Here is a 13,385-nt window from a genome sequence, read left to right on the forward strand (position 1 = left end):
CTACGCGGTCACCGGCGCGCCTCCCGAGGGCGCCGTCACCTCCCGCACCCAGGGCGTCTTCGCGTCCGCCCGGCCGCTCTTCTGCACGTCCCAGGTGCCGTAGCGCGGGTTGATGTCGATGTGCAGCTCCTCGGAGGCCCGCGAGAGGGCCTTCCAGAAGGCGGGCTGGGAGGTGTCGGTGCCGAGCCGGGCGGCGACCTTCTGCGCCTCCAGCTGGAGGCGCAGGTTGTCGTCCAGGTACGCGGGGGCGATGCCGTACTTCTGGAGCCAGGCGGTCCGCAGGCCCTTGGCTCCGCCCGCCTGCTGCTCCAGGCTGGCGCGCAGCTGCTGGGTGTCCTTGCGGGTGACCGTGACGCCCTGGTCCTGGGCCGCCCGGTGGATCACCCGGTCGAGGACCATGTTGTGCAGGGTGTCGCGGGTGAGGCTGCTGGTCTCGGCGAGCACCTGCTGGTACTGGGCCGGGTCGGACACCGCGGCCCGCTGGGCCGCGCGGACCTCGTCGACCCGGTTCTGCAACTGCGCGACGGTGATCCGCTGCCCTCCCACCACGGCCGCCGCGCCCGGGTGGGCGTCGCTTCCGCAGGCGGTCAGCAGGGGGGCCGCGGCGGCGATCGCGGCGGTGAGGACGAGCGCGGTGCGACGGCGGCGGTGCAAGGAAACCTCCAAGGGAGATTGCACGACAGGTGCGGCGCGCCAGCGCCTCCGCCAGGGGTGGTGGCCGGGCGACGGGCGGGCGCACAAAGTCTTGCGGTGATCGATGGTAGGCAGCGGCACTGCCGCGGCCAACCCATTCGACCAACGATTCACCGCGACTTCGGGTACCGTCGCGCCGCCGCGGCCTCAGCCCGTGATGGCCACCGGCGCGTCCCACGCGTCGCGGTCCACGGTGAGCGTGACGCCGCCGTGCGTCTCCTTGCTGTTCACCATGTACTGGTGGGCGCGGCTGTGCCCGGTGAACTGCGTGGCGCCCCACGGCCAGTCCGCGGTGGTGGTGTTCTGCTTGTCCCACAGCGCGTACCAGAGGTTGCCCGGCAGGTCCGTCTTGTCGGTCGCGGTGGCGATCGCCTTGGCGCTGGAGCTGGTGAAGCCGTAGTAGCCGGCCCGGTACGTCTTGGCGCGGAGCTGCTTGTCGAAGGCGCGCACATAGGTCAGCACGGCGGTGTTGCACGCCTTGTTCGTGACGTCGTACGCCTCCATGTCGAGGTAGATCGCGCTGCCCGCCTTCATGCCGAGGGCGGCGGCCTTCGCGACGGCGTCGGTGGCGTCCTGGGTGCCGAGGGCGGCGGCGTTGGAGCTGGTCATCTTCTCCGGGTTGGCGCCGGACTGGCAGGGCGGCTGGGCGCCGACGTAGAGGGGGATGAGCTTCCAGCCGAGGGAGCTGACCGACTTGACCCAGGAGGCGGTGAGGTTGGGCTGGGCGCAGCCGCGGTTCTTGCCGCCCACGTAGACGGCGGCGGCGCCGTAGAAGCCGGTGTGCCAGGCCTTCATGGCGGACAGCGAGGGCGCGGTGCAGGTGTCGAACGCCCGCCCGGTGAACGTCTTCTGCGCGGGCCAGGTGGTGGCCGCCATGGAGGTCTGCGCGGCGAGGCCGGCGCCCGCGACCACGACGACACCCGCCGCCGACCAGGCGATGTATCTGCGCTTCTTCGACTGCCGGTGTCCGGCCATGGTTCCCACCCCTGATGGTTTTCGGTGTGTCGTTCGATGTCTGTACGGCTGGATGAATCTAGCCGCGCACCTGTCCCAGCCAGTGCAGGGTGCGGCGGATCTCGACGGCCATCGGGTGGCCGGGGCCGCCGAGGCGTTCCACGTCCAGCACCAGGCGGGCGAGGGTGTCGTGGGCGGCGGCCCGGTCGCCGAGCGCGAGCAGCAGGTGGCCGATGTGCCGGCGGACCTCGTGGGCCTGCTGCGGATCGCCGAAGGCGTACTGGTTCTCGTAGTACGGCAGCAGGGCGCGGTACTCGGCGAGCGCCGCGGCGGGTTCCCCCAGCTGTTCGAGGCACTGGGCGGCGTCGTACCGGAAGCGCAGCGAGGCGGGGTCGGCCTGGCCCGCCTCGGCGGCGCGTTCGTCGGCGAGCCGGCGCAGTTCGGGCAGCGCGCGCCGGTACTGGCCGTCGTCCATGAGGGTCGCCGCGTACTGCTTGCGCAGGGTGCGGACGACCGGGGAGTGCTCGCCGTGCTGTTCGGCCGCAGCGGGCAGGATCGCGCCCAGGATGTCGACGGCCTGGGTGATGCGGCCCTCTCCGAGCAGCCGTTTGACCTCGTCGACGGCGGCGGCGACATCCGGTTTCCCGGTCGCCGCGGAGGCCGGGGCGGCGGGGGCGGGCTGGGGCGCGGGCGTGCGGGCGCGGTCCGGCCAGGGGGCGTGCGGACGCACGAAGGGGCGCGTGGGGTCCAGGGGCGCACCGGTGGGGGTGCCGCGCGTGGGCAGCAGGGGCGCCAGGTGCTCGTAGACCTCCTGCGCGGAGGCCGGCCGGTGCTGCGGGTCCTTGGCGAGCAGCCGCAGCACCAGGGTCTCCAGCGCCTCCGGGACCTCGGGGCGGATCCGACGCACGGGCAGCGGGGGCTCGTACAGGTGCCGGTGCAGCACGCCGAGCGCGGTGGACCCGCGGAACGGCACGTCGCCGCTGAGCAGTTCGTGCAGCAGCACCCCGAGCGCGTACAGGTCGGTGTACGGACCGACCGCGCCGCCCATCGCCTGCTCGGGCGCCATGTAGGCGGGCGAGCCGATCGGGGACCCGGTGTGCGTGAGGCGGGTGGTGTCGGTGTCCATGACGGAGGCCACGCCCAGGTCCAGCACGGTGACCAGGCCGTCCTGCTTCACCATCACATTGCGCGGCTTGAGGTCGCGGTGGACGATCGGCACGGCGTGCACGGCGCTGAGCACGGCGCACAATTGCGCGGCCACCGCGACCGCCCACGGCCAGGGGTACGGGTCGTGCTCGGCGAGGTGGTCGGCGAGGTCGGCGCCGTCGACGTACTGCATGACGAGGAACAGCTCCTCGCCCTCGCTGCCCGCGTCGTGCACGGTGACCAGGCCGGGGTGGTCGACCTGTGCGGTCACCCGGCACTCGCGCTCGAACCGGCGGCGCAGTTCGTCGGCCTCCTGGCCCGCCACCTTGTCGGGGCGCAGCAGCTTCACGGCCACGCGCCGGTCGAGCCGCCGGTCGTAGGCCGTCCACACCTGGCCCATGCCGCCCTGGCCGATGAGGGTGGACAGTTCGTACCGGCCGGCGACGAGGCGTCCGGTCGCCACGGTCACCTTCCGCCCTCGTGCTGCCCGTCCTGCTTGCGCAGGTAGTCGCTCAGGTCGTCCAGCTCGGCGCGCACCTGGTCGATGCGGGCGGGCGCCGGGCGGTGCGGGAGCGGGGGCCCGGGTACCGGGGTGTGCGGCGACACCGGCGGGGCGGCGGGGGCGCCGGGCACCACGGGCGCGGCGTAGGGGGCCGCGGGGCCCGGGTAGCCGTAGGCCGGGGCGCCCCGCGCGGGCGACTGCTGCGCCGGTATGCCCCGCTGGGCGCGGAACGCCTGGTTCCGCCGGGCGTAGTGGCGTATCTCCGCGACCAGGTAGTACACGGTCGCCGCCACCAGGGTGCCCAGCAGCAGGTACAGGCCCGTGTAGCCGCGCGCGGTGGTGATGTCGTCGCCGGGCTCGCTGCCCACCAGCACCAGGCTGAGGCCGTCGAGCAGCAGCGCCCCCACGAACAGGGCCCAGTCCAGGGACCTGCGGGTGACGGCGGCCAGCCGCAGCGGCATCACCCAGGCCAGGAAGCCCAGGCTGAGGATGCCGACCGCGACGAACAGCACGCGCAGCAGGACCAGCACCGCGGGGTGCGGCGGCCGCTGCGCCGGCGGTCCGTAGCCGTGGCCTTGCATGACTGCTCCTGATTGCCTGAAGTGGGCGTGCGGGTCGAGCATATGGCCCGGCGCCGACAACGTGTCCGGGGTCTACCGAACCGTTGTCAGGGGTCAGTCCGGGGCGACGGTGCCGTCGGTGAGGCCGTCGTACATCCCGCGCATCAGCTGCTCCCCGAGCCGGCTCGTGTGCCGCAGCGCCCGTTCGAACTCGTCCAGGGCGCGGAACCGGGCGCCGTAGCGCCGCTGTTCGTCCAGCGGCAGCCGGGGCAGCTGGAGCCGGCGCACGTCCAGCCGGGTCGCGGTGGAGGCGTAGCTGCTGGCCTGCCGGTTGTTGGCGGTGCCGCGCAGGAAGCCGGCCAGGAACCAGGGGTCGAGCGCCGTGCGGTCGGGGCGCAGCAGCACGAGGTTGCGCCCCAGGACGGCACCGGCCGCCTCCTCCTCGATCACGCGGGCCACCGAGCCGCCGCCGAGCACCGGTACGACGACGTCGCCCGGCTCGGTCAGCACGGCCTCCTCGTCGCTCTCGGGCAGCGCCCCCGAGGGCGCCGTTCCGGCGAGCACGTCCGCGTCGGTGAGCACCGGCAGCCGCGCATGGCCGCCGTTCCCGCCGGTGCGCAGCACCAGCGCGCCGCCGCGCGCCAGTTCGCCGACGGTGGTGAGCGGCCTGCGCACCGGCGGGGCCGTCGCGGCGGGCGGCGGGGTGAGCTCGACGGTCCGGCGCAGGGTCTCGCCGAGGCGTTCGCGCACCACCGCGAGCTGTTCCGCGCCGTCGGCCGCGGCGGGCGGCGGCAGATGGCGGGCGGGCGCCAGGTCGACGTCGTCGTCGAGGAGTTCGATGACCGGCACCGAACGGGCGAGCCCCGGCCGCTCCACCGGCCCGTCCGCGCGCCCGAAGGCCCGCCAGGCGTCCAGCACGGCCTCGCGCACCGCCGTCCAGTCCGGCCCGCCGCGGCCCTCCCCGGCGAACCTGCCGGTGTCCATGAGCAGCACCTCGGGCGAGACCGGGGTCCGCTCGGGCCGGCGCAGCACCCACACGTGCAGCGGGATGTTGTACGGCGGCGCCGCCCCGACCGGCAGCGCCAGCACCGCCCGCAGCGCGCCCCGGCGCAGCAGGTCGGCGCGGATGCGGCGCCCGGAGCGGCGGGAGGCGGCGGCCGGGGGCATCAGCAGCACCGCCGTGCCGCCGTCGGCGAGCCGGGCCAGGGCGTGCTGCACCCAGGCCAGCTCGGACTCGGTGCGCGCCGGGAAGCCGTACTCCCAGCGGGGGTCGTAGGCGAGTTCGTCGTGGCCCCAGTTGCGCTCGTTGAACGGCGGGTGGCACAGCACGGCGTCGGCGCGCAGTTCCGGGAAGGCGTCGGCGCGCAGGGTGTCCCCGGCGGTGGTGTGCACGCCGGCGCGCGAGTGCAGCGCGAGGCGCAGCGCGGTGAGCGCGGCGAGGTCGGGGGCGCTGTCCTGGGCGTACAGCTCCTGGTCGGGGCGGGTGTCGACGGCGCGCAGCAGGGCGCCGGTGCCGCAGGCGGGGTCCAGGACACGGCGGGCCGGGCCGGCCAGGTCGGCCATGAGGGCGGCGAGTTCGGCGGGGGTGAGCGTGTACTGGCGGGGGTTGGCGTCCAGGTGCCGGCCCAGCAGGAACTCGAAGGTCTGCCGCGCTCCGGCCTCGGCGGCCAGCTCGGCCACGCCGCGCAGGAGGGGCACCGAGGGCAGGAACGCGAGCGGGGCGTGCGCGCCGGGTGCCGCCGCCGCGTCGTTCACCCCCGGTGTGGCCGCCGCGCTGTTCACAGCCGCGGGCACCGGCGCACCGCCCGCTCCCCGGGTGCCGTCCGGGGTGTTCACAGCGGACGGCGAGCCCGCCGCCGCGCCGCCGGGCAGGGCCAGGGCGAGGGGGCCGACGAGGCGCGGGGGCAGCACCTGCTCCAGCGCGCCCGGCAGCAGCCGGGCCAGGTGCTCGTCCGAACCGGCGCTCGCCGCGAGCCAGACGGTGGGGCGTTCGTGGATCAGCAGCAGTGCGCAGCCGGCGTGCACCAGGGCCGTGAGCGGGCCCTCCGGGTGGCCGGCGAGTTGCTGCCAGACCCTTTCCCGCAACGGGACTTCGGCGAGTTTCCCCTGCTTGCGCAGCCATGTCTCGACCTCGGCGAGCGCGAAGGAGGGGCTGGACTCGGTGCCGCCGACCGGCTTGGGGAAATCGGCGTGTCTGCGGCGCCAGTTGCTGACGGCGGCCCGGCCCACCCCGGCGAGCCGCGCGATACCGGCGGCGGTCACCTCTGTCGCTCGGTCCTGCACCGGCCGCTCCCCTCGTCTGGTCCGGCGCCGAGCATACCGGCGTACACAAGATCCACCTATTCACGCCGTGGCCATCTCCCGCCACACTGAACCATGTTGACTCGGTTCACAAGCTCTGCTCTTATTGACCCAGCGAACGAGCGGCCACCGGAGGGGGAGGCCGCCGCTCCGGGGAGGGATAGCGCCATGGGCATGAAGGCCAGGCTCACGCTGAGCGCCGTCGTGGGGGTGGCGGTCATCGGCACCATGTCGGCGCACGCCGACCGCGTCGCCCCTGACGGCGGCCACGGCGGCGCCACGGGTCCGTCACCGGCCACCGGGCTCACGCCGCACGACACGGAGCAGCCGGCCGGCCGCACGACGGCCCCCGAGAAGCCCTGAGCCTCCCGAACCCGCTCCGCCCACCCACGCGTTCCGGCTCCCCGCCGGGCGCGGTACGGCTCCCCGCCGTACGCACGTCTCCGTTCCACCAGCCCTGAAGGACTGTCATGCGTCTCTCGTCCCGCGCCGCCTCCCTGCTCGCCGTCGCGGCGGCCCTGCCCCTGGCCCTCACCGCCTGCTCCTCCGGCTCCTCGGACACCGGTTCCGCCGCGAGCACCAAGCCGGCCAAGGCGAAGGACCCCAACGCCGGCCTCGCCACCGGGACGCAGCTGAAGAAGGCGCTGGCGCCCGCGTCGGCCTTCCCGGCCGGCTTCGCCCTCCAGGCCGACAACTCGGCGGACAGCGGCTCCCAGTTCCTCGCCCCGGAGGCCAAGAGCACCGCGAAGACCGACTGCACCCGGCTGCTGGGCACCTCCTGGATCCAGGCGACCGGCTACAAGGGCGGGGTGTCGTTCGCGCAGAACGACTACGCCGTCAAGGACCAGACGCAGGACCTGGCCCAGGAGATCGACGAGTTCCAGGGCACCACCGCGGCGGACGTGATGAAGGAGTTCGCGTCCGTCGCCACCACGTGCGCCGCCTTCACGGACAGCGACACGCACGCCACGGTGAAGGTCACCGGCAAGTCCACCGCCGGGCTCGGCGACGAGGCCTACACGCTGACCCTGACGAGCGGCACCTGGCAGAACGGCACCACGCTCATCGCGGCCCGCTCCGGCGGCGCCGTGGTCACCGTGATGTCCACCGCCGGCAGCGACAACGGCGCTGCCAGCGCCAAGAAGCTGACGACGACGGTCCTTTCCCGGCTGAAGTAGGACCCGGGGCCGCCGCGCGGCGCGAGACCGCCGCCTTCCGCGCGGCCTCGCGCCGACCGGCCCCGCCCGCCGCGCCGGACACCGGGGCCGCCGGCGGGAGCCGGTCGGGACCGTCGGCGCGGCAGGTGGTGTCCCTCCGGTGCGCGCAGCGGTTCGGCGCGGCGCCGGCCCGGGTGGACGCCGATGTCCCGGCCATGACAGCACTGCGTACCCTGCTGCTCCGCGCCGGGCCCGACGGCCCGCGGACAGCTTCTCCGGCCGCCTCCCCGGCCGGACCCATCCAGAAGGACCCGGTATGAATCCCCTGATCGGCATCGCCGGCACCGCCGCCCTCGGCTATGCGGCCGTCACCATTCCGCGCAACGCCCGCAAGGCACGCGCCCGCCGGGCCAGGAAGCCGGTCACCATCGACGCCGCCGCGTACGGGCTGGTGCCCGGCGACCGGCTCGACGCCCGGTACGCGGGCCCCGACCCCGAGGCCGACGCGGTGGCGGCGGCCGCGCTCGCCGGTGACTGGCGGCGGGCCGCCGCCTACCTCGCGGACGCGGGCCGCGACTGGGACCTGCGCTGGTACCGGACCGGCATCCTCGTGCACGCCGCCGCCGAGGACGACACCTGGGTCAAGGCATGGAGAACCGAGCGCCCCGACGATCCGTCCGCCGCGCTCGTGCATGCCGACGCGCTCGTCACGCTGGCGGGCAAGGTCCGCGGCGGCAAGCTGGCAAAGCACACCACGGCCGAGCAGTTCGAGGGCTTCCACCGGCTGCTGGCCGAGGCGCTGCCCGCCTGCCGGGAGGCCGCGCTGATGGCGCCCGAGGACCCCTGCCCCTGGATCGCGCAGATCACCATCGCGCTCGGACTCGGCTGGTCCCACGAGGACTTCCGGGCGTTGTGGGCCGAGATCACCGCACGCGACCCGCACCACTTCGGCGCCCACACCGCCGCCCTGCAGTACTGGTGCGCCAAGTGGCGCGGCTCGCACGAGCTGATGTACGCGTTCGCCGAGCAGGCCGCGGCCGCCGCCCCGCCGGACAGCCTGCTGCCCGTGCTGCGCCTGTACGCGGTGTACGAGCACGCGGTGCGCGAACCCGCGGAGCCGGTCTACGCCCAGCCGTTCATCGACTCGGCCATCGACGCCACCCTGGACGCCGTGGACCGGGTGCCCGCCGGGCACCACCGGCTGCCGGTGGTCCGGCACCTGCTGGCGAAGCTGCTGTTCCAGAAGAAGCGGTACGCGGAGGCGGTGGAGCAGTTCCGGGCGATCGGCGGCTACGTCGGCGCCGTGCCGTGGACGTACTCCGGCGACCCGGTGAAGGCGTTCGTCCACGCGCGCACCAACACCTTCCTCTCCTGGGAGAAGGCGGGCCGCCCCGCGCCCGCGCCCCGCGGGCACCACGCCGGCCACTGACCGGCACCGGCCGCGGGGTCCGGCGGCCTCGCCGGGCCCGACGGTCCAGCGGGGTCGACGGCCCAGCGGGGTCAGCGGGCCGTGAAGCGCGAAGGGGCCTCGGTCGGGTTGCCGCCGGAGGGGAGCTTCTGGTCCGGGCAGCCGGCCAGCACCTTCTTCATCGCGGCCTTCTCGGCGGAGGTCACCCACAGGCCGTACTTCTTCTTCACCGCCACCTGCGTGGCCACATAGGTGCAGCGGTAGGCGGTGTCCGGCGGGAGCCAGGTGGCCGCGTCACCGTCGCCCTTGCCGCGGTTGGCGCTCGCGTCGACCGCGATGAGGTTGAGCGGGTCGTTGGCCAGCGCGATGCGCTTGCTCGCGTCCCAGTACTTGGCGCCCTTCTGCCAGGCGTCCGACAGGGCGACGACATGGTCGATGTCGACCTGGCTGCGCCCGCGCCGGTAGGTGATCTCCTTGCCGGAGTAGGGGTCGGGGTCCAGCAGGCCGTAGGTGACCTTGCAGGTGCCGCCGGTGAACTTCACGTCCTTCAGGTCCCGCTTGAGGATGTCGTCCCGCGTGTCGCAGGCGTTGGAGTCCGTGTCCGCCCAGGCGCTGCCGAACCGGTCGCGGGAGTAACCGGTCTTCGGGGCACGGCCCTTGACGGGCAGCGCGTCGGCCGCGGTCAGCACCGCGCCCCCGCCGCCCTTCTCCTCGGGCCCCGCGGCCCCCGTGCTCTGCCCGGACTTGCAGCCGGCCACCGCGGCCAGTACGACCACCGCACCGACCGCACCGCTCTTCAGACGCGTCACCCTGCGCCCCCCTCGCTCGCCCTGATCCGTCCCCGGATGCGGGGCGGATCGTTCCGCCACCACGTTAACTGCCCGTTTCCGGGCACCAGATGGGCCGCAAAGGGAGGATTCAGGGGCAAGTGCGGCGTGGAGCGGGGCATTTGGCGCTCAGGGGGCGGCGCACGGCCGCGGAGGCCGTGCGCCGGATCACATCCTCCGGCCGCCGAAAGCGGCGCGGATCACGCGCCCAGGATCGAGGCGAGGAACTCCCCCACCCAGGCCAGCAGTTCGCGGCCGACCAGCGGCTTGCCGCCCACCTTCGCGGTCTTCGGGCGGGGCACCAGCACCTGGTGCACGGCCGGCTTGATGACCGTGCCGGGGTAGAGCCGCTTGAGGCGCAGCTCCTGCGACTCGCGCAACTCCACCGGCGCGAAGCGGATGTTGGTGCCCTGGAGGACGATCTCGCCGACGCCGCAGGCCCGCGCGAGCATCCGCAGCCCGGCCACCAGCAGCAGGTTCTCCACCGGTTCGGGCAACTTGCCGTAGCGGTCGGCGAGTTCCTCGCGGACGGCCTTGATGTCCTCCTCGGAGTTGGCGGAGGCGATGGCGCGGTAGGCCTGGAGGCGCAGCCGCTCGCCGGGCGCGTAGTCGTGCGGGACGTGCGCGTCGACCGGCAGCTCGATCTTGACCTCCAGCGGGGCCTCTTCCACCCCTGCCTCGCCGGCTTCCAGCTGCCGCCGGTAGTCCGCCACCGCCTCGCCGACCATGCGGACGTACAGGTCGAAGCCGACGCCCGCGATGTGCCCGGACTGCTCGCCGCCGAGCAGGTTGCCCGCGCCGCGGATCTCCAGGTCCTTCATGGCCACGTACATGCCCGCGCCCATCTCGGTGTGCTGGGCGATGGTCGCCAGGCGCTCGTGGGCGGTCTCGGTGAGCGGCTTCTCCGGCGGGTAGAGGAAGTAGGCGTAACCGCGCTCCCGGCCGCGGCCCACGCGCCCGCGCAGCTGGTGCAGCTGGGAGAGGCCGAAGGTGTCGCCGCGCTCCACGATCAGGGTGTTGGCGTTGGAGATGTCGATGCCGGACTCCACGATGGTGGTGGAGACCAGCACGTCGAACTTCTTCTCCCAGAAGTCGACCACGACCTGTTCCAGCGCCGCCTCCGACATCTGGCCGTGCGCGGTGGCGATGCGTGCCTCGGGGACGATGTCGCGCAGCCGGGCCGCCGCACGGTCGATGGACTCGACCCGGTTGTGGATGTAGAAGACCTGTCCCTCGCGCAGCAGCTCGCGGCGGACGGCCGCGCCGATCTGCTTCTCCTCGTACGGCCCGACGAAGGTGAGCACCGGGTGGCGCTCCTCCGGCGGCGTGGTGATGGTGGACATCTCGCGGATGCCGGTCACCGCCATCTCCAGGGTGCGCGGGATGGGCGTGGCCGACATGGTGAGCACGTCGACGTTGGCGCGCAGCTTCTTCAGCTGCTCCTTGTGCTCGACGCCGAAGCGCTGCTCCTCGTCGACGATGACCAGGCCGAGGTCCTTGAACTTGGTCTCCGAGGAGAACAGCCGGTGGGTGCCGATCACGACGTCCACCGAGCCCTCGCGCAGGCCCTCCAGGACGGCCTTGGCCTCGGTGTCGGTCTGGAACCGGGACAGCGCCCGCACGTTCACCGGGAACTGCGCGTACCGCTCGGAGAACGTCCCGAAGTGCTGCTGCACCAGCAGCGTCGTCGGCACGAGGACCGCGACCTGCTTGCCGTCCTGTACGGCCTTGAAGGCGGCGCGCACCGCGATCTCGGTCTTGCCGTAGCCGACGTCGCCGCAGATCAGGCGGTCCATCGGGACCGACTTCTCCATGTCGTCCTTGACCTCGGCGATGGTGGTGAGCTGGTCCGGGGTCTCCGCGTAGGGGAAGGCGTCCTCCAGCTCGCGCTGCCAGGGCGTGTCGGCGCCGAAGGCGTGGCCGGGGGCGGCCATGCGGGCGCTGTAGAGCTTGATCAGGTCGGCGGCGATCTCCTTGACCGCCTTCTTGGCGCGCGCCTTGGTCTTCGTCCAGTCCGCGCCGCCCAGGCGGTGCAGGGTGGGCGCCTCGCCGCCGACGTACTTGGTGATCTGCTCCAGCTGGTCGGTGGGGATGTAGAGGCGGTCGCCGGGCTGGCCGCGCTTGGCGGGGGCGTACTCCACCACCAGGTACTCGCGGGTGGCGCCCTGCACGGTGCGCTGCACCATCTCGATGTAGCGGCCCACGCCGTGCTGTTCGTGGACGATGTAGTCGCCCGCCTCCAGGGTGAGCGGGTCGATGGTCTTGCGGCGGCGGGCCGGCATCCGGGCGCCGTCACGGCTCGCGGTGCGCTGCCCGGACAGGTCGGTCTCGGTGAGCACGACGAGCTTGAGCCCCGGGTCGACGAAGCCGTACTCGATGGAGCCGCAGGAGACGTGCACGACGGACGGGCTCAGCTCGCCGAGGTCGGCGTCCATGCGGGCCGCGATGCCCTCGTTGCCGAGCACTTCGACGGTGCGGGCGGCCGGGCCGTGGCCCTCGGTGACGAACACCGCGCGCCAGCCGTCGGCGAGCCAGCCCTTGGTGTCGGCGAGGGCTCTGGCGGTGTCGCCGCGGTAGGTGTCGGGCGCGTGCATGCCCAGCTTCAGGGTGTCCGCGTCGAGCTCTTCACCGGCCGCGAAGGGGGACACCGACCACCACATCATGTCCAGCTCGCGCGCCCGGTCGCGGACGTCGGCGATGGACCACAGGGAGGCCGCGTCGACGTCGATCGGGGCCTCGCCGCCACCGGCGGTGGCCGCCCACGACGCCTGGAGGAACTCCTGGCTGGTGGCCACCAGGTCGGCGGCGCGGGTGCGGACCCGCTCGGGGTCGCAGACCACGGCCATCGAGCCCTGGGGCAGCACGTCGAGCAGCAGCTCCATGTCGTCCACCAGGACCGGGGCGAGGGACTCCATGCCCTCGACCGCGATGCCCTCGGCGATCTTGTTCAGGAGTTCGCCCAGCTCGGGGTGTTCCTCGGCGAGGGTCCGCGCGCGTTCGCGCACCTCGTCGGTGAGCAGCAGCTCGCGGCAGGGCGCCGCCCACAGGCCGTGTTCGGCGATCTCCAGGGAGCGCTGGTCGGCGACCTTGAAGTAGCGGATCTCCTCGACGTCGTCGCCCCAGAACTCGATGCGCAGGGGGTGTTCCTCGGTGGGCGGGAACACGTCCAGGATGCCGCCGCGCACGGCGAACTCGCCGCGCTTCTCGACCAGCTCGACCCGCGCGTAGGCGGCGGCCGCGAGGGCCTCCACCACGTCGTTCAGATCGGCGTTCTGACCGGTGCGCAGGGACACGGGCTCCAGGTCGCCCAGGCCCTTGACCTGCGGCTGGAGCACGGATCGCACGGGTGCCACGACGACGGAGACCGGGCCGGTCTCGGGATCGTCGGCCCGGGGGTGGGCGAGGCGGCGCAGCACGGCGAGGCGCCGGCCGACGGTGTCGCTGCGGGGGCTCAGGCGCTCGTGCGGCAGCGTCTCCCAGGAGGGGTACTCCACGATGCCCTCCGGCGGCAGCAGCGAGCGCAGCGCCGCCGCCAGGTCCTCCGCCTCGCGGCCGGTCGCCGTGACCGCGAGCACGGTGCGGCCGGTCTCGCGGGCCAGGGCGGCGACCGAGAGGGGGCGGGCCGCCGGGGGACCGACGAGGTCGACGTGCATGCGGTTGCCGTCCGCGGCCGCCGTGATCGCTTCCGCGAGGGCGGGGTCCTTGACGACGGCGTCGAGCAGACCGTGCAGGCTCATGGGGCTTTCCGTCCAGGGGTGGGCAACGAGTGTCCAGCGTACGACGCCGCCGTGGCGGCCGTCGGAGCCTGTGGACAACCGGGGCCTTCGCCCCCCCGGC

10 protein-coding genes are annotated in these 13,385 nt (G+C 73.8%); 3 read left to right on the forward strand and 7 right to left on the reverse strand.

Annotated elements, in window-relative coordinates; genetic code table 11:
• The 5 genes from BLW85_RS17030 to BLW85_RS17050 all read right to left on the reverse strand — a co-directional run bounded on the left by BLW85_RS17030 (position 1) and on the right by BLW85_RS17050 (position 6,138).
• Positions 1-654 carry a SurA N-terminal domain-containing protein gene (locus tag BLW85_RS17030; RefSeq protein ID WP_070023691.1) on the reverse strand — a complete coding sequence of 218 codons (654 nt, stop codon included), beginning with the start codon at positions 652-654 and terminating at the stop codon, positions 1-3.
• A 186-nt stretch (positions 655-840) separates the two neighbouring features.
• A complete protein-coding gene (locus tag BLW85_RS17035; RefSeq protein WP_074992494.1) occupies positions 841-1,668 on the reverse strand; it encodes a glycoside hydrolase domain-containing protein in 828 nt (275 codons plus the stop codon).
• A gap of 58 nt (positions 1,669-1,726) precedes the next feature.
• A complete protein-coding gene (locus tag BLW85_RS17040; RefSeq protein WP_275657231.1) occupies positions 1,727-3,220 on the reverse strand; it encodes a serine/threonine-protein kinase in 1,494 nt (497 codons plus the stop codon).
• 38 nt (positions 3,221-3,258) lie between these two features.
• Positions 3,259-3,876: a hypothetical protein gene (locus BLW85_RS17045; RefSeq protein ID WP_074992495.1), complete on the reverse strand. Its 618-nt coding sequence runs from the start codon at positions 3,874-3,876 to the stop codon at positions 3,259-3,261.
• Between the two features lie 93 nt (positions 3,877-3,969).
• A complete protein-coding gene (locus tag BLW85_RS17050) occupies positions 3,970-6,138 on the reverse strand; it encodes an N-6 DNA methylase (RefSeq protein ID WP_074992496.1) in 2,169 nt (722 codons plus the stop codon).
• Between the two features lie 186 nt (positions 6,139-6,324).
• Here BLW85_RS17050 and BLW85_RS17055 point away from each other — a divergent pair, with 186 nt between their 5' ends.
• From BLW85_RS17055 to BLW85_RS17065, 3 genes are all read left to right on the forward strand, one after another.
• A complete protein-coding gene (locus tag BLW85_RS17055) occupies positions 6,325-6,519 on the forward strand; it encodes a hypothetical protein (protein ID WP_074992497.1) in 195 nt (64 codons plus the stop codon).
• A 107-nt stretch (positions 6,520-6,626) separates the two neighbouring features.
• Positions 6,627-7,334, forward strand: coding sequence for a hypothetical protein (locus tag BLW85_RS17060; RefSeq protein ID WP_074992498.1), 708 nt, complete (start codon positions 6,627-6,629; stop codon positions 7,332-7,334).
• Between the two features lie 295 nt (positions 7,335-7,629).
• Entirely contained in the window at positions 7,630-8,742 is a 1,113-nt protein-coding gene (locus BLW85_RS17065; RefSeq protein WP_070023698.1) for a hypothetical protein, read from the forward strand.
• A 71-nt stretch (positions 8,743-8,813) separates the two neighbouring features.
• Here BLW85_RS17065 and BLW85_RS17070 read toward each other — a convergent pair whose 3' ends face one another.
• Both BLW85_RS17070 and mfd read right to left on the reverse strand, forming a co-directional pair.
• Positions 8,814-9,530 carry an HNH endonuclease family protein gene (locus BLW85_RS17070; RefSeq protein ID WP_074992499.1) on the reverse strand — a complete coding sequence of 239 codons (717 nt, stop codon included), beginning with the start codon at positions 9,528-9,530 and terminating at the stop codon, positions 8,814-8,816.
• 218 nt (positions 9,531-9,748) lie between these two features.
• Positions 9,749-13,285: a transcription-repair coupling factor gene (gene mfd / locus BLW85_RS17075; protein ID WP_070023700.1), complete on the reverse strand. Its 3,537-nt coding sequence runs from the start codon at positions 13,283-13,285 to the stop codon at positions 9,749-9,751.
• Between the last annotated feature and the right edge of the window lie 100 nt (positions 13,286-13,385).

Origin of the sequence: Streptomyces misionensis (genome assembly GCF_900104815.1) — a bacterium.
In the GTDB taxonomy this organism is placed as follows: Bacteria; Actinomycetota; Actinomycetes; order Streptomycetales; family Streptomycetaceae; genus Streptomyces; species Streptomyces misionensis.